Source organism: Pseudomonas sp. 7SR1 (assembly GCF_900156465.1).
Lineage (GTDB): Bacteria > Pseudomonadota > Gammaproteobacteria > Pseudomonadales > Pseudomonadaceae > Aquipseudomonas.
The window spans coordinates 5,863,833-5,882,048 of the sequence record NZ_LT707064.1 but is presented as its reverse complement, the minus strand read 5'-3'; the positions used below and the strand labels follow the sequence as shown (position 1 = coordinate 5,882,048).

At 62.5% G+C, this 18,216-nt stretch carries 17 protein-coding genes; 15 read left to right on the top strand and 2 right to left on the bottom strand.

Annotated features, from left to right (window positions below; translation table 11 throughout):
• Nucleotides 1-3: 3 nt before the first annotated feature.
• The 15 genes from flhB (at nucleotide 4) to BW992_RS25760 (ending at nucleotide 16,012) form a co-directional block, all read left to right on the top strand.
• Nucleotides 4-1,140 carry a flagellar biosynthesis protein FlhB gene (gene flhB, locus BW992_RS25830; protein ID WP_072389484.1) on the top strand — a complete coding sequence of 379 codons (1,137 nt, stop codon included), beginning with the start codon at nucleotides 4-6 and terminating at the stop codon, nucleotides 1,138-1,140.
• Between the two features lie 230 nt (nucleotides 1,141-1,370).
• The gene (flhA, locus tag BW992_RS25825) at nucleotides 1,371-3,500 is read left to right on the top strand and encodes a flagellar biosynthesis protein FlhA (protein ID WP_072389482.1); all 2,130 of its coding nucleotides are present in this window, start codon (nucleotides 1,371-1,373) and stop codon (nucleotides 3,498-3,500) included.
• Between the two features lie 11 nt (nucleotides 3,501-3,511).
• Nucleotides 3,512-4,861, top strand: coding sequence for a flagellar biosynthesis protein FlhF (flhF, locus tag BW992_RS25820; protein WP_072389480.1), 1,350 nt, complete (start codon nucleotides 3,512-3,514; stop codon nucleotides 4,859-4,861).
• A gap of 114 nt (nucleotides 4,862-4,975) precedes the next feature.
• Complete coding sequence (gene fleN, locus BW992_RS25815) at nucleotides 4,976-5,806, top strand: flagellar synthesis regulator FleN (protein ID WP_003184001.1); 831 nt, start codon at nucleotides 4,976-4,978, stop codon at nucleotides 5,804-5,806.
• On the top strand, nucleotides 5,803-6,546 hold the full coding sequence (fliA, locus tag BW992_RS25810) for an RNA polymerase sigma factor FliA (protein WP_072389477.1): 744 nt from the start codon (nucleotides 5,803-5,805) through the stop codon (nucleotides 6,544-6,546). Before fleN ends, fliA begins: the two co-directional genes overlap by 4 nt.
• A gap of 166 nt (nucleotides 6,547-6,712) precedes the next feature.
• Nucleotides 6,713-7,084 (top strand): chemotaxis response regulator CheY, encoded by a 372-nt coding sequence (locus tag BW992_RS25805; RefSeq protein WP_003183998.1) that lies wholly within the window; start codon nucleotides 6,713-6,715, stop codon nucleotides 7,082-7,084.
• A gap of 18 nt (nucleotides 7,085-7,102) precedes the next feature.
• Entirely contained in the window at nucleotides 7,103-7,891 is a 789-nt protein-coding gene (locus tag BW992_RS25800) for a protein phosphatase CheZ (RefSeq protein WP_072389475.1), read from the top strand.
• 258 nt (nucleotides 7,892-8,149) lie between these two features.
• Nucleotides 8,150-10,432, top strand: a complete 2,283-nt coding sequence (locus BW992_RS25795) for a chemotaxis protein CheA (RefSeq protein WP_072389473.1) — start codon at nucleotides 8,150-8,152, stop codon at nucleotides 10,430-10,432.
• Nucleotides 10,433-10,479: 47 nt separating this feature from the next.
• Nucleotides 10,480-11,610, top strand: coding sequence for a protein-glutamate methylesterase/protein-glutamine glutaminase (locus tag BW992_RS25790; protein WP_072389471.1), 1,131 nt, complete (start codon nucleotides 10,480-10,482; stop codon nucleotides 11,608-11,610).
• Nucleotides 11,610-12,350: a flagellar motor protein gene (locus BW992_RS25785; protein ID WP_072389468.1), complete on the top strand. Its 741-nt coding sequence runs from the start codon at nucleotides 11,610-11,612 to the stop codon at nucleotides 12,348-12,350. Before BW992_RS25790 ends, BW992_RS25785 begins: the two co-directional genes overlap by 1 nt.
• A 15-nt stretch (nucleotides 12,351-12,365) precedes the next feature.
• Entirely contained in the window at nucleotides 12,366-13,250 is an 885-nt protein-coding gene (gene motD, locus BW992_RS25780) for a flagellar motor protein MotD (protein ID WP_072389466.1), read from the top strand.
• A gap of 49 nt (nucleotides 13,251-13,299) precedes the next feature.
• Nucleotides 13,300-14,091 (top strand): ParA family protein, encoded by a 792-nt coding sequence (locus BW992_RS25775; protein ID WP_053154985.1) that lies wholly within the window; start codon nucleotides 13,300-13,302, stop codon nucleotides 14,089-14,091.
• A gap of 80 nt (nucleotides 14,092-14,171) precedes the next feature.
• Entirely contained in the window at nucleotides 14,172-15,059 is an 888-nt protein-coding gene (locus tag BW992_RS25770) for a CheW domain-containing protein (protein ID WP_072389464.1), read from the top strand.
• Between the two features lie 70 nt (nucleotides 15,060-15,129).
• Nucleotides 15,130-15,615, top strand: coding sequence for a chemotaxis protein CheW (locus BW992_RS25765; protein ID WP_024778681.1), 486 nt, complete (start codon nucleotides 15,130-15,132; stop codon nucleotides 15,613-15,615).
• Between the two features lies 1 nt (nucleotide 15,616).
• Entirely contained in the window at nucleotides 15,617-16,012 is a 396-nt protein-coding gene (locus BW992_RS25760; RefSeq protein WP_072389462.1) for a DUF2802 domain-containing protein, read from the top strand.
• A gap of 280 nt (nucleotides 16,013-16,292) precedes the next feature.
• Here BW992_RS25760 and BW992_RS25755 read toward each other — a convergent pair whose 3' ends face one another.
• Both BW992_RS25755 and fliK read right to left on the bottom strand, forming a co-directional pair.
• Complete coding sequence (locus BW992_RS25755; RefSeq protein WP_072389460.1) at nucleotides 16,293-16,622, bottom strand: EscU/YscU/HrcU family type III secretion system export apparatus switch protein; 330 nt, start codon at nucleotides 16,620-16,622, stop codon at nucleotides 16,293-16,295.
• A complete protein-coding gene (fliK, locus tag BW992_RS25750; protein WP_072458133.1) occupies nucleotides 16,619-18,193 on the bottom strand; it encodes a flagellar hook-length control protein FliK in 1,575 nt (524 codons plus the stop codon). The genes BW992_RS25755 and fliK overlap by 4 nt, the downstream gene beginning before the upstream one ends.
• Nucleotides 18,194-18,216: the final 23 nt, after the last annotated feature.

Genomic DNA, 18,216 nt, shown 5'->3' with positions numbered 1-18,216 from the left:
ACCATGGCCGAGAGCGAAAGCGGTCAGGACAAGACAGAAGACCCCACGGAGAAACGCCGTAGAGAGTCCCGTGAAAAGGGCGAGATCGCGCGCTCCAAGGAGCTCAATACCCTTGCGATCATGCTCGCCGGCGCTGGCGGCCTGCTGATTTACGGGGGCGGCCTGGCTCTGGATCTGTTGGAAATCATGCGCCTGAATTTTTCCTTGCCCCGGGAGGTGCTGCTGAGCCCCGGCGCGATGGCGCAGTACCTGTTGCATTCCGGCAAGATCGCCATCCTGGCGATTCAGCCAGTCCTGATTTTTTTGTTGCTGGCAGCCTTCATCGGTCCGATTTCCCTGGGCGGATGGCTATTCGCCGCCGGGAGCCTGGCCCCCAAGTTCAGTCGGATGAATCCGGCGGCCGGCCTCAAGCGCATGTTTTCCACCACGGCACTGATGGAGCTGCTCAAGGCATTCGGCAAGTTCCTGTTGGTCCTGTCCGTTGCATTGGTGGTATTGCAGGCCGATATCGACGACGTGCTGCGCATCGCCCATGAACCACTGGAGCAGGCCATTATCCATAGCGTGCAACTGGTGGGCTGGAGCACGTTGTGGATGGCCTGTGGCTTGATCCTGATCGCCGCTATCGATGTGCCGATCCAGCTCTATCAGAGCAAGCAGAAACTGATGATGACCAAGCAGGAGGTGCGCGACGAGTACAAGGACTCGGAGGGCAAGCCGGAGGTCAAGCAGCGGATTCGCCAGTTGCAGCGCGAGGTATCCCAGCGGCGGATGATGGCGGCAATCCCGGAAGCCGACGTGGTCATTACCAACCCGACCCACTATGCCGTGGCGCTCAAATACGATCCTGACAAAGGCAACGCCCCGGTATTGCTGGCCAAGGGCAGTGACTTCCTGGCATTGAAGATCCGTGAAATCGCCGTGGCCAATGAAGTGATGCTGCTCGAATCTCCGGCGCTGGCACGTTCCATTTACTACTCCACCGAACTCGACCAGGAAATCCCCGGTGGCCTGTATCTGGCGGTGGCCCAGGTACTGGCCTACGTCTATCAGATCCGTCAGCACCGCGCCGGCAAGGGCAAGCGTCCCGAGCCGCTCAAGGACCTGCCGATCCCGCCGGACCTGCGCCGCGATTCCTGAGCCATGAACCCGCCCCCTGTGGGGGGCGAGCCTGCTCGCGAACGCGATGCTCCATTCGACCATCGGATGCGCCTGACAAATCGCAGTCGCGGGCAGGCTCGCTGCCACCGCGTGCATTCGTTTCGCCCGCTCTGTTTCGGCTGTCGGCAAAAGTTGGAAGGCTTCTTGCAATACCCCGTCTGCGCCCGCTCTGGGCGTCAAAAGTTTGCTTCACGGAACGGGGAATATCGGTGGATCGCTCTCAGTTACTCAGCACCGCGCGCAGCAACGTCGTAGACCTCAGCCGGGGCAATCTGGGCGTGCCGCTGTTGCTGCTGGTCATGCTGGCCATGATGATGCTGCCGGTACCACCGTTCCTGCTGGACGTGTTCTTCACGTTCAACATCGCTTTGTCCATCGTCGTACTGCTGGTGTGCGTGTATGCCTTGCGCCCACTGGATTTCGCGGTCTTCCCCACCATCCTGCTGGTGGCCACGCTGTTGCGCCTGGCGCTGAACGTGGCGTCCACTCGCGTGGTCATGCTCCACGGCCAGGAAGGTCACGCCGCTGCCGGTAAGGTGATCCAGGCCTTCGGTGAGGTGGTGATTGGTGGCAACTACGTGGTCGGTATCGTGGTGTTCGCCATCCTCATGATCATCAACTTCGTGGTGGTGACCAAGGGTGCCGGGCGGATTTCGGAGGTGAGCGCGCGCTTTACCCTCGATGCGATGCCAGGCAAGCAGATGGCGATCGATGCCGACCTCAACGCCGGTCTGATCGACCAGAGCCAGGCCAAGGCACGCCGCCTTGAAGTGGCCCAGGAAGCCGAGTTCTACGGCTCCATGGACGGTGCGAGCAAGTTCGTGCGCGGTGACGCCATCGCCGGCTTGCTGATCCTCTTCATCAACCTGATCGGCGGCATGGCGGTCGGTATCTTCCAGCACAACATGAGTTTCGGCGATGCGGGCAAGGTCTATGCCTTGCTGACCATCGGTGACGGTTTGGTGGCGCAATTGCCATCACTGTTGTTATCCACAGCCGCGGCGATCATGGTGACCCGTGCCTCGGGCTCCGAAGACATGGGCAAGCAGATCGGCCGGCAGATGTTCGCCTCGCCCAAGGCCCTGGCCGTGGCCGCCGGCCTGATGGCGGTGATGGGCCTGGTGCCGGGCATGCCGCACGTTTCCTTCCTGACCATGGCTGCCGTGGCCGCGGGCGGCGCCTATCTGTTCTGGAAGAAACAGAACGAGCAGAAGGTCCAGGCCCTGCAGGAGGTCAAGCGCCAGCAGGAATTGCTGCCATCGCCGGCCCGTGCCATGGAAACCAAGGAGCTGGGCTGGGACGACGTGACCCCCATCGACATGATCGGCCTGGAAGTCGGTTACCGCCTGATCCCGCTGGTCGACCGCAACCAGGGCGGCCAGTTGCTGGCACGGATCAAGGGCGTGCGCAAGAAGCTGTCCCAGGACCTGGGTTTCCTGATGCCCACCGTGCATATCCGTGACAACCTCGACCTGGCCCCAAGCGCCTATCGCCTGACCTTGATGGGGGTGATCCTGGCGGAAGCCGAGATCTATCCGGACCGCGAATTGGCCATCAACCCGGGGCAGGTCTATGGTTCGCTCAACGGCATCACCGCCAAGGATCCGGCTTTCGGTCTCGAGGCGGTGTGGATCGAAATCAGCCAGCGAGCCCAGGCCCAGTCCCTCGGCTACACCGTGGTGGACGCCAGTACCGTGGTCGCGACCCATTTGAACCAGATTCTGTACAAGCACTCCAGCGAGCTGATTGGCCACGAGGAAGTCCAGCAATTGCTGCAGGTACTGGCCAAGGGCTCTCCGAAACTGGCCGAAGAGCTGGTGCCTGGCGTGGTTTCGTTGTCTCAGTTGCTCAAGGTGCTGCAAGCGCTGCTGGCCGAACAGGTACCGGTTCGCGACATTCGCAGCATTGCCGAAGCGATCGCCAACAACGCTTCCAAGAGTCAAGATACCGCCGCCCTGGTGGCTGCAGTGCGGGTCGGCGTGTCCCGTGCAATCGTCCAAAGCATTGTAGGTACTGAGTCCGAGCTGCCTGTGATCACTCTGGAGCCAAGGTTGGAACAGATATTGCTCAATAGTCTTCAGAAGGCAGGACAAGGCTCGGAAGAGGGTGTTCTGCTGGAGCCAAGCATGGCCGAGAAGCTGCAGCGTTCGTTGATCGAGGCAGCCCAGCGGCAGGAAATGCAAGGTCAACCGGTGATCCTGCTGGTGGCAGGTCCGATTCGCGCGATGCTCTCGCGCTTCGGCCGCCTCGCAGTCCCGGGCCTGCATGTGCTGGCTTACCAGGAAATACCGGACAACAAGCAAGTGACCATTGTTGCGACAGTAGGGCCCAACGGCTGAGGTAGTGGTTTATGCAAGTGAAGCGTTTTTTCGCCGCCGATATGCGTCAGGCCATGAAACTGGTTCGTGACGAGCTGGGCGCCGAAGCAGCCATCATCGGCAACCGCCGGATCGCCGGCGGTGTCGAGCTGACGGCGGCCCTGGACTACAAATTGTCTGCGTTGGCCCCGCGGGTTCCGAACATGGAACTTGAGGATGAGCTGCGCAAGACCCAGTCGCGCATCGCCAGTGCCCAGGCCGAATTGAGCCTGCGCAGCAGCGAAGGCGAGGCCGCCGCCGGCACCAATCGTCAATTGTTCGCCGGCCAGCCGCTGACTGCCGGCCTGCCCTTGACCGCTGCCGAGCCGCTGATCGAGCCGACCCCGGCCGAGCCGCGTCGTCCGGCCCCGGCTCCGGCCGCCCCCGCCCCGGGTATCGACCCACGGGCCCTGGATTCGATGCGTTTCGAGCTCAACAGCCTGCGCGAGCTGATGGAAGTCCAGCTCGGCTCCCTGGCCTGGAACCAGCTGCAAGGCAGCCGCCCGGCCCAGGCCAACCTGTGGCGTCGCCTGCAACGCATCGGCCTGTCCGGTCCGTTGGCCCGCGACCTGCTGGCGCTGATCAACGATATCGAGGAGCCTCGCCAGGCCTGGCGCATGCTGCTGGCGCACCTGGCGCGGATGATCGCCACGCCGGAAGTCGAGCCGCTGGAAGAGGGCGGGGTGATTGCGATGGTCGGTCCGGCCGGCATGGGCAAGACCACCACCCTGGCCAAGCTGGCCGCCCGTTATGTGCTCAAGTACGGTTCCCAGAGCATTGCCCTGGTGAGCATGGACAGTTTCCGCATCGGTGCCCAGGAGCAACTCAAGACCCTGGGGCGGATCCTCAATGTGTCGGTGACCCACGTGGACCCGGGCCAATCCCTGGCCCAGGCGCTGGAGCCGCTGCTGCGCAAGCGTGTCGTGCTGATCGATACCGCCGGCCTGCAAGCCAGCGACCCGGCCCTGCGCATGCAGCTTGAAAGCCTGGCCGGTCGCGGTATACGGTCAAAAAATTATCTCGTGTTGGCAACCACCAGCCAGAAACAGGTTCTAACGGCCGCTTATCACAGCTACAAACGTTGTGGTCTGGCCGGTTGCATCCTGACCAAGCTGGACGAAACGGCAAGCCTGGGCGAGGTGTTGAGCCTGGCGATCGGTCACGATCTGCCGGTGGCGTACCTGACCGATGGGCCGCGGATCCCGGATGATTTGCATCTGCCGCGTCGTCATCAACTGGTCAGTCGCGCCGTGAGTGTGCAAATGCAGGACGAACCCAGCGAAGAAGCCATGGCTGACATGTTCGCTGATATCTACCACAGCCCTACCAAGCAGGTCGGCTGAGGTAATCATGAATATTTTTTGTACCTACATCGATGGTCTGCCATGCAATGTTCAGTATGAACGCGCAGCCAGTAATGTGGCCTCCGTCTAAGTAAGACAAGGTAAAGAACGAACATGGGCAGCATGCATCCCGTACAGGTGATCGCGGTGACCGGCGGCAAAGGTGGCGTCGGCAAGACTAACGTGTCAGTGAACTTGTCCCTGGCTCTGGCAGAGCTTGGCCGACGGGTCATGCTGCTGGACGCCGACCTGGGCCTGGCGAACGTCGACGTGCTGCTGGGGCTTACCCCCAAGCGCACCCTGGCGGACGTCATCGAAGGTCGCTGCGAATTGCGCGACGTGCTGCTGCAAGGGCCCGGCGGGATTCGCATCGTGCCGGCCGCCTCCGGCACCCAGAGCATGGTTCATCTGACCCCGGCCCAGCACGCCGGCCTGATCCAGGCATTCAGCGACATTGGCGATAACCTCGATGTGCTGGTGATCGATACCGCGGCCGGTATCGGTGACTCGGTCGTCAGTTTCGTACGCGCCGCCCAGGAGGTGTTGCTGGTGGTCTGCGACGAACCGACGTCCATCACCGACGCCTATGCCCTGATCAAGCTACTGAACCGCGACTATGGCATGAACCGCTTCCGCGTCCTGGCCAACATGGCCCAGAGCCCACAGGAGGGACGCAACCTGTTCGCCAAGTTGACCAAGGTCACGGATCGCTTCCTGGACGTTGCGCTTCAATACGTGGGGGCCGTGCCCTACGACGAAAGCGTACGCAAGGCCGTCCAGAAGCAACGTGCCGTCTATGAAGCCTTTCCACGTTCCAAATGCGCGCTGGCGTTCAAGGCGATCGCCCAGAAGGTCGATACCTGGCCACTGCCGGCCAACCCACGCGGGCATCTGGAATTTTTCGTCGAGCGTCTCGTGCAACAAACAGCAGGGCCCGTGTTATGACAGCCAGCGGTTACAACCATCTCTACAAGAAATCGGCACGGGACGCCCAATACGAATTGATCGAGCGTTACGCGCCCCTGGTCAAGCGCATTGCCTATCACTTGCTGGCGCGCCTGCCGGCCAGTGTCCAGGTCGAAGACCTGATCCAGGCAGGCATGATCGGCCTGCTCGAAGTGGCGAACAAATACGACGCCAGCAAGGGTGCCAGTTTCGAGACCTATGCCGGTATCCGCATTCGTGGCGCGATGCTCGATGAGGTCCGCAAGGGCGATTGGGCACCGCGTTCGGTACACCGTAATACCCGCATGGTCAGTGACGCGATTCGCGCCATCGAATCTAAAACCGGACGTGACGCTAAAGATCACGAGGTTGCGGCCGAACTCCAGTTGAGTCTCGACGATTATTACGGGATTTTGAACGATACCCTGGGCAGCCGCCTGTTCAGTTTCGACGACCTGTTGCAGGACGGCGAGCACGAAGGGCTGCATGAGGATGGCGCAAGTGCCTATATGGAGCCGTCGCGTGACCTGGAAGATGAACGCTTCCAGAGTGCGTTGGCGGATGCGATTGCCAATTTGCCGGAGCGTGAGCGACTGGTCTTGGCGCTGTACTACGACGAAGAGCTGAACCTCAAGGAAATCGGTGAGGTCCTGGGGGTCAGCGAATCGCGGGTCAGCCAGTTACACAGCCAGTGCGCGGCCCGTTTGCGGGGGCGTTTGGGGGAGTGGCGAGCGCGCTGACAGCGGGCAGGGGAGCGCAGCGGACGAGGTTGGCGGGGCAAGTTCCCATCAGTCGCCGTACGGTGCGCACCGGACCGTTGTCGAGTGTTGTGCCGGATTGATTGAAATGGCGCGTTCAGGTGCTGGACACGTTTAAGACTGCTTGGAGGTCGAATTGGACAAGAACATGAAAATCCTCATCGTTGACGATTTTTCAACGATGCGGCGGATCATTAAGAACCTGTTGCGTGACCTTGGGTTCACCAACACGGTTGAGGCCGACGATGGCACCACCGCCATCCCGGTCCTCAACAGCGGGAGCATCGACTTTCTGGTGACTGACTGGAACATGCCCGGCATGACCGGTATCGACTTGCTGCGTCATGTACGCGCCGATGAAAAACTCAAGCACCTTCCCGTGCTGATGGTCACCGCCGAAGCCAAGCGCGAGCAGATCATCGAAGCGGCCCAGGCCGGTGTGAACGGCTATGTGGTCAAACCCTTCACGGCCCAGGCGTTGAAAGAGAAGATCGAGAAAATCTTCGAACGCATCGGTTAATGGCGCCACGGGGGAGCTATGGAGCATAACGAATCTTCAATGGGCGATTTCGAATCGACCCTGAAAAAACATGCCCGCGAACTGGTCGATAGCCTTGAAAAAGGCCGCTTCGGCGACGCTGTCCAGATGATCCACGAGCTCAACCAGACCCGGGATCGTGGTCTGTACCAGGAAGTCGGCAAGCTCACCCGTGAACTGCACAGCGCAATCGTCAATTTCCAGATCGACCCGAACATGCCGCAGGCCGAGGAGGTCTCGCAGATCACCGACGCGACCGAGCGCCTGTCCTACGTGGTCAAGCTGACCGAGGCCGCGGCCAACCGCACCATGGACCTGGTGGAAAGCGCTACGCCCCTGGTCAACGGCCTGGGCGACGAAGCCCAGGCCCTGAGCGCCGATTGGGGCCGGTTCATGCGGCGGGAGGTCGGGGCTCAGGAATTCCGGGAGCTGGCTCGCCGTGTCGACGGTTTTCTGACACGCAGCAGCGCCGACAACCGCGCCGTGGCGAACAACCTCAACGACATTCTGCTGGCCCAGGACTATCAGGACCTGACCGGGCAGGTGATCAAGCGCGTGACCCAACTGGTCACCGAAGTCGAAAGCAATCTGCTCAAACTCGTGCTCATGGCCAGTCAGGTGGACCGCTTTGCGGGCATCGAACATGACCGTGCGGCGATGCTCGCTGAAAAAGATCCAAAAAAACATCTCTCCCAGGGTGAAGGTCCGCAAATTCATGCCGATAAAAGAGAAGACGTTGTATCCGGTCAGGACGACGTGGACGATTTGTTGTCCAGCCTTGGATTTTGAGTTTGTAGGTCGTGATAACGGTTAATACCGATCGCGCCGTGCCCCACAAGGCGCAAGACCCAGGCACGAGGAGTGTGGTTTGGTCTTACCAAATGAACGACGAGTAACGACGGATTGCGCCTTGTGGGGCGCACCCCGAGAGGTTGGAGTCCAGAGCGCGCCATGCTGCGTTGCAAGCCTTGCCGGGCACGCTCACGACACCAATGCGATCCGGGATTAACCGTCATCACGACCTACCTGTTTTAGGAGCAGCCATTAATGAGCTTCGGCGCCGATGAAGAGATCCTTCAGGATTTCCTGGTTGAGGCCGGCGAGATTCTAGAGCAACTGTCCGAACAACTGGTCGAGCTGGAAAGCCGGCCTGACGATGCGGATCTGCTCAATGCAATTTTTCGCGGTTTCCACACTGTAAAAGGAGGCGCCGGCTTCCTCCAGCTCAACGAGCTGGTGGAGTGCTGTCACATTGCCGAGAACGTGTTCGACATCCTGCGCAAGGGTGAGCGTCGCGTTGACTCGGAGCTGATGGACGTGGTGCTTGAAGCACTGGATGCGGTCAACAGCATGTTCAGCGAAGTGCGCGAGCGCTCGCCCATTACCCCTGCCACGCCTGAGCTGCTCGCCGCGCTGTCGCGCCTGGCCGAGCCGCAATCGGCCGACGAAGCCGCTCCGGCTGAAGAACCCGCTGTCGAAGAGCCTGTCGCCGAAGAACCGGTGGCGCAAGAGTCGGGCGATATCACCGATAACGAATTCGAACAACTGCTGGACTCCCTGAGCGCCGTCAAGGCTGAAGCCCAGGTCCAGGCCCCGGTAGCGCCAGCGGCGCAAGCCGCCGATGGCACGGCCAGCGACGAAATCACCGATGCCGAGTTCGAGTCGCTGCTCGACCAGCTCCACGGCAAGGGCCAGTTCGCCCCGGATGCCGTCGCCCCGACGCCAACACCTGCGGCCCCCAGCGCGGCAGGCGACAACTCCGACATCACCGACGATGAATTCGAAGCGCTACTCGACCAGTTGCATGGCAAGGGCACGTTCGCCGTTGACGCGCTGGAGTCGGCCATCGCTTCTGCACCGGGCTCGGACAAACCATCCGCCGCGGCGGCCGGCAGCGACCTGATCACTGACCAGGAATTCGAATCGCTGCTCGACGAACTGCACGGCAAAGGCAAGTTCAGCGAAGTCGGTACCGCCACTGCCGCATCGACGGCCGCGCCGGCCGCCAAGGCTGCGCCCAAGCCCGCTGCCAAGGCGCCGGAAAGCAAGGCGCCCCAAGCCAAGGCCGAGACGCCTGCGCCGGCGGCCGCGGCCAAGCCAGCCGCCCCGGCACCTGCTCGCGCAGCCGCTGCCGCGCCAGCGGAAAAACCGACCAGCGAAGCCGAGACAACCGTTCGGGTCGACACCGCGCGCCTGGACGAGATCATGAACATGGTCGGCGAACTGGTGCTGGTGCGTAACCGTCTGGTGCGCCTGGGCCTCAACAGCCAGGACGAAGCCATGTCCAAGGCGGTGTCGAATCTCGACGTGGTCACCGCCGACCTGCAGACCGCGGTCATGAAGACCCGGATGCAGCCGATCAAGAAAGTCTTCGGGCGCTTCCCGCGCCTGGTACGAGACCTGGCTCGCCAGCTCAAGAAAGAAATCAACCTGGAACTGGTGGGTGAAGAAACCGACCTGGACAAGAACCTCGTCGAGGCCTTGGCCGACCCGCTGGTCCACTTGGTGCGCAACGCGGTCGACCACGGCATCGAGTCGCCGGAAGAGCGCGAGGCCGCCGGCAAGGTCCGCAGCGGCAAGGTGATCCTGGCCGCCGAGCAGGAGGGTGATCACATCCTGCTGTCGATCTCCGACGACGGCAAGGGCATGGACCCCGAGATATTGCGGGCCATCGCAGTGAAACGCGGTGTGATGGACAAGGATGCCGCCGACCGCCTCAGCGACACCGAGTGCTACAACCTGATCTTCGCCCCGGGGTTCTCCACCAAGACCGAGATTTCCGACGTATCGGGCCGTGGCGTGGGCATGGACGTGGTGAAAACCAAGATCTCCCAGCTCAACGGTTCGATCAACATTCATTCGGTCAAGGGTTCGGGCTCGAAGATCCTCATCAAAGTGCCGCTGACCCTGGCGATCATGCCGACCCTGATGGTGATGCTGGGCAACCAGGCCTTCGCCTTCCCATTGGTCAACGTCAACGAGATTTTCCACCTCGACCTGTCGAAGACCAACGTGGTGGACGGCCAGGAAGTGGTGATCGTGCGGGACAAGGCGCTGCCGCTGTTCTACCTCAAGCGCTGGCTGGTCAGCTCCGCCGCCCATGTGGAGCAGGGCGAAGGCCATGTGGTGATCCTTTCGGTCGGTACCCAGCGGATCGGCTTCGTCGTCGACCAGCTCGTGGGCCAGGAAGAAGTGGTCATCAAGCCGTTGGGCAAGATGCTCCAGGGCACCCCGGGCATGTCCGGCGCCACCATCACCGGCGACGGCCGCATCGCGCTGATCCTCGATGTGCCAAGCATGCTCAAGCGTTACGCCACACGGCGTATTTGATTCTGGGGGGCGTGGCCCAGGGCCGCGCCTCGTCTAACGGAGTGTTTATGGTAGTTAAAGTCCTGGTGGTGGACGATTCGGGGTTCTTCCGCCGCCGCGTCTCGGAAATTCTTTCAGCGGATACGAGTATTCAGGTCGTCGGCACCGCGACCAACGGCAAAGAGGCGATCGATCAGGCCCTGGCCCTCAAGCCGGACGTGATCACCATGGACTACGAGATGCCCATGATGGATGGCATCACCGCCGTGCGGCATATCATGCAGCGCTGCCCGACCCCGGTATTGATGTTCTCCTCGCTGACCCACGAAGGCGCCCGGGTGACCCTCGATGCGCTGGACGCCGGCGCGGTGGATTTCCTGCCGAAGAATTTCGAGGACATCTCGCGCAACCCCGACAAGGTCCGGCAGTTGCTCTGTGAGAAGGTCCACAGCATTTCCCGCAGCAACCGGCGCGTGAGTGCCTACAGCCCACCGGCCCCGGCGCCGGTGTCCGCGCCTGCGCCTGCCCCGGCTTCATCGGGTGGTTTCAATCCGGCGCCGGCGCGCAGCGCTGCGCCTGCTGCGCCAACCCGTGCCGCGCCCGCCGCCACGGCCTCGTCGCCGGCGCCCAAGCGCAAGGCCTACAAACTGGTCGCCATCGGTACTTCCACCGGTGGTCCGGTGGCGCTGCAGCGGGTCCTGACCCAGTTGCCGGCCAATTTCCCGGCCCCCATCGTGCTGATCCAGCACATGCCCGCCGCGTTCACCAAGGCATTCGCCGAGCGCCTGGACAAGCTCTGCCGCATCAGCGTCAAGGAAGCCGAGGATGGCGATGTCCTGCGTCCCGGCCTGGCGCTGCTGGCGCCGGGTGGCAAGCAGATGATGATCGATGGCCGTGGCGCGGTGAAAATCCTCCCTGGCGACGAGCGCCTGAACTACAAGCCTTGTGTGGATATCACCTTCGGTTCCGCCGCGAAATCCTACGGCGACAAAGTTCTGGCGGTGGTGCTCACCGGCATGGGGGCCGATGGTCGCGAAGGCGCGCGCCTGCTCAAGCAGGGCGGCAGCACGATCTGGGCCCAGGACGAAGCCAGCTGCGTGATCTATGGCATGCCCATGGCGATTGTCAAAGCGGACCTGGCCGACGGGATATATGGCCTGGACGATATCGGTAGACACCTGGTCGAGGCGTGCCTGTAATGGATGTGCTCAGCCTGATCGGCATCATCATGGCGTTCGTCGCCATCATCGGTGGCAATTATCTGGAAGGCGGCCATCTCGGGGCCCTGGCCAACGGCCCGGCCGCGTTGATCGTGCTGGGCGGCACCATCGGGGCCGCTTTGCTGCAGTCACCCATGAGCGCCTTCAAGCGCGCCATGCAGGTGCTGGTCTGGATCCTGTTCCCGCCACGGGTCGACCTGGCCGGTGGCATCGATCGCGTCGTGAACTGGAGCCTGACCGCCCGCAAGGAGGGCCTGCTCGGTCTGGAAGGGGTGGCTGACGCCGAACCGGACAGCTATTCGCGCAAAGGCCTGCAGCTGCTGGTGGACGGCGCCGAGCCGGAAGCCATCCGCAGCATCCTGGAAGTGGATTTCTATACCCAGGAAAGCCGTGACATCGAAGCAGCCAAGGTGTTCGAAAGCATGGGCGGCTACGCACCTACCATCGGCATCATCGGTGCGGTCATGGGCCTGATCCACGTGATGGGTAACCTGGCCGATCCATCGCAACTGGGCAATGGTATCGCCGTGGCTTTCGTCGCCACGATCTATGGCGTGGCCAGCGCCAACCTGGTGTTGCTGCCCATCGCCGCCAAGCTCAAGGCCATCGCCCTGCGCCAGTCGCGTTATCGTGAAATGTTGCTGGAGGGCATCCTGTCCATCGCCGAGGGTGAGAACCCGCGTTCCATCGAGTTGAAGCTCCAGGGCTTCATGGACTGATGGGGGATAGGGACAATGGCACGCCGCAGACAGCATGAAGAGCACGTCAACCACGAACGCTGGCTGGTTTCCTACGCCGACTTCATCACCTTGCTGTTTGCCTTTTTCGTGGTGATGTACTCGATCTCGTCGGTCAACGAAGGCAAGTACAAGGTGATTTCCGAAGCGCTGCTCGGCGTCTTTACCGACTCGGACCGCGCCCTCAAGCCTATCCCCATCGGCGACGAACGCCCCAAGACCACGACGCCGGCCAAGCCGTTGGTCAGGGACGCCGAGCAGGTGGATGCCGGCATCGCCGGCGGCAGCGATCCGCTGAAAAGCATTGCCGACGACATCAGCGCCGCGTTCGGCGACCTGATCAGTTCCAACCAGATGACCGTGCGCGGCAATGAGCTGTGGGTGGAGATCGAGCTCAACTCCAGCCTGTTGTTCGGCAGCGGCGATGCGATGCCCAGTGACATGGCGTTCAACATCATCGACAAGGTGGCGGCGATCCTCAAGCCGTTCGACAACCCGATTCATGTGGAAGGCTTCACCGACGACCAGCCGATCCGCACCGCGCAGTACCCGACCAACTGGGAGCTGTCCTCGGCCCGTTCGGCCAGTATCGTGCGCATGCTTGCCATGCAGGGCGTGAATCCTGGCCGCCTGGCATCGGTGGGGTACGGCGAGTTCCAGCCGGTGGCCAACAATGCCACTGCCGAGGGGCGTGCGCGCAACCGGCGGGTGGTGCTGGTGGTGTCGCGCAACCTCGACGTGCGCCGCAGCCTGACCGGTACCGGCACGGCCCATGCGACGCCGGATGCGGCATTGAAGCGGGCTGGCACACAAACTGCACCGACCTCGGTCAACACACCGGGAAGACCGAGCGCCGTCAATTCTCCGTCACCCGCTTTATAACCGAGCTATTTCTCGGTCGAGCCTGTTTCGGCCGGGAGGAACGATCCGAATGAGAGTCTGGGCAGTTGCCAATCAGAAAGGGGGCGTGGGTAAAACCACCTCTTCCATCGCTTTAGCCGGATTGCTGGCCGAGGCGGGCAAGCGCGTGGTCATTGTCGATCTGGACCCGCACGGCTCGATGACCAGTTACTTTGGCTACGATCCCGATAGCCTGGAGCACAGCAACTACGACCTGTTCCTGCACAAGGGCAGCGTGCCCGAGGGCTTGCCCGGGCAGTTGCTGTTGTCCACCAGCGACGAGCGGATTTCCCTGCTGCCGTCCAGCACCGCCCTGGCCACCCTGGAGCGCCAGTCGCCTGGCCAGAGCGGCCTGGGCCTGGTGATCGCCAAGAGTCTGGCGCAACTGTGGCAGGATTTCGATTACGCGATCATCGACAGCCCGCCGTTGCTTGGCTTGCTGATGGTCAATGCCTTGGCGGCCAGCCAGCAACTGGTGATCCCGGTGCAGACCGAGCACCTGGCGGTCAAGGGGTTGGAGCGGATGGTCAACACCCTGGCGATGGTCAACCGCTCGCGCAAGCAATCGCTGGCCTTCAACATCGTGCCAACCCTGTTCGACCGGCGCACCCAGGCTTCCATGGGCACCCTGCGGGTATTGCGCGACATGTATCCCGATGACATCTGGCAAGGCTACATCCCGGTGGACACGCGCCTGCGCGATGCCAGTCGCGCCGGCCTGACCCCTTCGCAGTTCGATGGCAAGAGCCGTGGCGTGCTGGCTTACCGCGCGCTGCTCAAGCATCTCCTGGCCCAGCAGCTCGTTCCACAGCAGGTGGCCTGATTGAACGCGTCCAGAATCATCGCAGGCTCAAGTCCCATGGCATCCATGCCGATAACATTCATATGGGGCGCACTGTTCCAATGAACCGCCCGATCAAGACAACCTCGCGTCCGCAAATGGCCCTGCAGTCTTATCTGGATGGGCTGTTGCAGGAAGCGACCGAAGAATTGCCACCGCCGCCGAGCGTGATCGAGGCCTTGCCTGGGTCCGTCGAAGCCGAGGGTGTACTGGATGAATTCCAGGCGGCCGTGCTCGAAGAGCAGGCCCGTGATGCACGCAAGCCCGTGGTTGCCCCGGTGGCCAAGGCTCCGGTGGTCGAAGCGCCGTCGATAGAGCCGGCCGTGAAAGTGATGGAGGTACCCGCGCCAATCCTGGCGCCGGTCTCGACCGTTGCGCCGTTGTTGCAGGGCCTGGTCAAGCCGGTGGTGGAAGTTCACCTGCCGCCGAGCAGCCCGCCGCCACCGGTGCCGGGAAACGACCGTCCGGCCTGGGCCGCCGAGGCGTTCGAGTGCCTGTTGTTCGATGTGGCCGGGTTGACCCTGGCGGTGCCGCTGGTTTGCCTGGGATCGATTTATTCCCTGGCCGGGCAGGAATTGACGCCGTTGTTCGGCCAGCCGGAATGGTTCCTCGGGATCCTGCCCAGCCAGGCCGGCAACCTGAAGGTGCTGGATACCGCGCGCTGGGTGATGCCGGATCGTTATCGCGACGATTTCCGCCAGGGCCTTCAGTACGTGATTTCGGTGCAGGGCTACGAGTGGGGATTGGCGGTGCATCAGGTCAGTCGCTCGTTGCGCCTGGACCCGAACGAAATCAAGTGGCGCAGCCATCGAGGGCAACGGCCATGGCTGGCCGGTACGGTGATCGAGCACATGTGCGCCTTGCTGGACGTTTCCGAGCTGGCCGAGCTGATCGCCAGCGGCGGGGCAAAACACCTGGGCGGCACCAAGCCGGTCCAGAAACCGAAATAACACAACCGGCGACGCAGGGCGTCACGGGGCAGAACACACCGCCACAGGCGGTTTTTCGAGGGGTCAGGGTATGAATGATAAGGCGTCGTCTCTCAAGGGTTCCGAAGATCCGATCCTGCAATGGGTCACCTTCAAGCTCGATAACGAAACCTACGGCATCAACGTGATGCGCGTGCAGGAAGTGCTGCGCTATACCGAGATCGCTCCGGTACCGGGTGCGCCCAGCTATGTGCTGGGTATCATCAACCTGCGTGGCAACGTAGTCACGGTGATCGACACTCGCCAGCGTTTCGGCTTGAACTCCACTGAAGTCAACGACAACACCCGTATCGTGATCATCGAGGCCGACAAGCAAGTGGTCGGTATCCTGGTGGACAGCGTCGCTGAAGTGGTTTACTTGCGTCAGTCGGAAATCGAAACCGCGCCTAACGTCGGTAACGAAGAATCGGCCAAGTTCATCCAGGGCGTGTGCAACAAGAACAACGAGTTGCTGATCCTGGTCGAACTGGAAAAAATGATGAGCGAAGAAGAATGGTCGGAACTGGAGAGTATCTGATTTGATCCTTGAGGTAGCAGTCATTGTCCTGTTCCTGTTCTGGGCCGGTACGCTGGCGATGTTCCTGGCCTACATCCGCGCCCAGCGGCAGATCGCCGCGCAGCAGGCCCAGGGCGATGCGCTGCGCGATCAGCGCATCAAGGACCTGGCCAAGCGTGTCGACGATTACCAGAACGGCACCGTGCGCATGGGCGAAGCCCTCCATGAACTGCGCGCCGTGGTCGGCCCGTTGCCGGACAAGCTGGCCCAGCTGGAACAGCGCGACCCCTCGAGCCTTTCTTTCGCCCAGGCCGCGCGTCTGGTCGGCATGGGCGCCAGCGTCGACGAACTGACCCAGGCCTGCGGCTTGACCCAGGCCGAAGCGGAATTGATGAGCAAGCTGCATAGAGGCGGCTGACCGCTTCGCCCCAATCGCCTGTGGGAGCGAGCTGGCTCGCTCCCACAGGCTTTTCTGGCGCTCGCCACCGAGTCGGATGCAAGCCGATGTTCAGCGAAACGCCACCCTGTGGCGAGGGAATTCATCCTCGCTGGTTTGCGCAGCAACCCCAAGCAAGACGCCGCGTTCCATCTGCCACGCCCTGTGCTGAGGTTTCAGGGCCGCTTTGCGTCCCAGTGGGAATAAATACCACCGCCCACCGTGGGTGCCAGTCGAGGCGCAGTGGTGCCCCCTCGTTGCCTCAGTAATCGTCTCCGCGATCCGTCACGTCTTTCTCGACACTCGGCGCGTTCGGATCAAAACCCTTGGGAAACTTGCCCTTGAGGGTCCAGGCGAACGCGATGATTTCGGCAATCGTGCGATACAACTCTTCCGGGATACTGTCCCCCAGCTCCAGGCGAGCCAGCAATTTCACCAGCTCGGCATTCTCATAGATCGGTACTTCGCTTTCCCTGGCGATGCGCAGGATTTCCTCGGCCAGGGCTTCATCGCCCTTGGCGGTGAGGGTCGGGGCATGCTGGCCATCGTACTTGAGGGCAATGGCCTGGCGGGGTTCGGTGTGGGTCGTCATGCGGTTTCGTCCACCCAGCGCTGTTCGAGCCGGGTCTTGGGGCCCTGGGGCGGGGTGCCGAGATGGCAATCGAGGTCGCCCACGTTCAGGCCGCAAGTCACGAGGCGTTCACGCAGGGCCGCCAGATTGCTTTCGATCAGGCTGGCGGTATAGGGGCGTTGCGCCCACAACTGGCTCGACAGGCTGCCGCTGAGCAACTGGACCTGGACCTGTAGCGGCCCCAGCGGCTCCATGTCGAACGCCAGTTCGACCCGCCAGAGCTGCTGTTGTCGGGGCTCGCGTTCTTCCCGAGGCTCGTTCGACTGCTCCCGGGGTGGGGTTTGCTCACGCTGGAACTTGACCTGCAAGGGCACGATGTCCTGCAGGTTACGCATCGGGATTTCCAGTTGCCAGGTACTCATCAGGCGACCGTCGTCGGTCAGGCCGGTCTGTTCCAGGCTCGACAGTTGGTGGCTCTGCAGGCGCGACACGGCGGCCGCGGCGAGGCGCAGCAAATGCTCGAGATCACCTTCGTCGTCCTGCTCTTTCAACAGGCGCGAGGGCAGGGGAAAGCTGGTGGGCTGCGGCTTGGCGCTGACCTGGCCAAGGGTGCCCAGGGCGTTGCGCACGAAACTGGGCAGTGCCTGGGCCAGGGTATTGGCAGCGATGATCGCGCTCAGGTTGGTGGAGGCGGGCAGGGCCGGTGTCAGCTGTGCGACCAGCTTCAGCAGGTCGCCCTTGAGGTCCGGTGCCAGGGCAGGGGGTTGCCCGGCCAGCAGCTTGCTCTCCAGGAACGCACCGCTGGCGGCCAGGGCCTGGGCCAGGCCCTTGGGGGTGCTCAGTTGCTGGACATCCGGCAGGCTGGCCAACAGGCGCGTCACCACGGCGCGCAGCTCGCTACCCGTGTCATCGGTGACGGGCAGGTTCTGCAGGGCGCTGATCAGGCTGTCCAGCGAGCCCTGGCGACTGACCTGGGTCACCAGTTGCTGGCTCACAGCCAGTTGTTCCTGGCGGTTGCTCAGCGGGATGAACTTCAGCGTCTGGGCATCCTGTACCTGGGCGCTGAGCAACGTGCCGATACGCAGCGGCCGGGGACTGTCGATATCCAGGGTTCGGCCGGCCTGGGCGGTGTTGAGCAGGCTCACCAGCGATCGATAGACCACCGGTTGCCCTGGCGCCTGTGGCAAGGCCTGGCTGGTGATGACCTTGCCTTGCAGCAAGGTGCCCACCGGCATCTGGCTGGTGTCGATCCGGGTGAGGGTCGCGACGCTGGAAGCGAGGGCCTGTTGCACGGTAATCGCCAGGTTGCTGGCCGATGGTTGGGTCACCGCCAGGCTGGTGCCCTGAGGCAGCGGCTGGGTGCTGGTGGCCTGTACCGTGGTCTGGCGGCCGCTTTCCAGGGTGACCTTGAGCAAGAGCTGGAATGTCTGGTCCGCCTGCTTGAGGGACAGGACTTCGGCCTGGGCCGTCTGGCCGGTGGCGATCAAGCCTGCGGCGGGCGTGAGCAGCTTGAGCAGCTCACCGCTGACCATCGGCGCACGTGTCGTTGCCGTGGCCTGGGGCAGTGGCTGGATGTTCATGTCGCCTGTCATTTGCGCTTTGACCTTGGGGAAAT

Coding starts and splice junctions, on each gene's coding strand:
- flhB (WP_072389484.1), top strand. CDS start 4: ATGGCCGAGAGCGAAAGCGGTCAGGACAAGACAGAAGACCCCACGGAG.
- flhF (WP_072389480.1), top strand. CDS start 3,512: ATGCAAGTGAAGCGTTTTTTCGCCGCCGATATGCGTCAGGCCATGAAA.
- fleN (WP_003184001.1), top strand. CDS start 4,976: ATGGGCAGCATGCATCCCGTACAGGTGATCGCGGTGACCGGCGGCAAA.
- fliA (WP_072389477.1), top strand. CDS start 5,803: ATGACAGCCAGCGGTTACAACCATCTCTACAAGAAATCGGCACGGGAC.
- BW992_RS25805 (WP_003183998.1), top strand. CDS start 6,713: ATGAAAATCCTCATCGTTGACGATTTTTCAACGATGCGGCGGATCATT.
- BW992_RS25800 (WP_072389475.1), top strand. CDS start 7,103: ATGGAGCATAACGAATCTTCAATGGGCGATTTCGAATCGACCCTGAAA.
- BW992_RS25795 (WP_072389473.1), top strand. CDS start 8,150: ATGAGCTTCGGCGCCGATGAAGAGATCCTTCAGGATTTCCTGGTTGAG.
- BW992_RS25790 (WP_072389471.1), top strand. CDS start 10,480: ATGGTAGTTAAAGTCCTGGTGGTGGACGATTCGGGGTTCTTCCGCCGC.
- BW992_RS25785 (WP_072389468.1), top strand. CDS start 11,610: ATGGATGTGCTCAGCCTGATCGGCATCATCATGGCGTTCGTCGCCATC.
- motD (WP_072389466.1), top strand. CDS start 12,366: ATGGCACGCCGCAGACAGCATGAAGAGCACGTCAACCACGAACGCTGG.
- BW992_RS25775 (WP_053154985.1), top strand. CDS start 13,300: ATGAGAGTCTGGGCAGTTGCCAATCAGAAAGGGGGCGTGGGTAAAACC.
- BW992_RS25770 (WP_072389464.1), top strand. CDS start 14,172: ATGAACCGCCCGATCAAGACAACCTCGCGTCCGCAAATGGCCCTGCAG.
- BW992_RS25765 (WP_024778681.1), top strand. CDS start 15,130: ATGAATGATAAGGCGTCGTCTCTCAAGGGTTCCGAAGATCCGATCCTG.
- BW992_RS25755 (WP_072389460.1), bottom strand. CDS start 16,622: ATGACGACCCACACCGAACCCCGCCAGGCCATTGCCCTCAAGTACGAT.
- fliK (WP_072458133.1), bottom strand. CDS start 18,193: ATGACAGGCGACATGAACATCCAGCCACTGCCCCAGGCCACGGCAACG.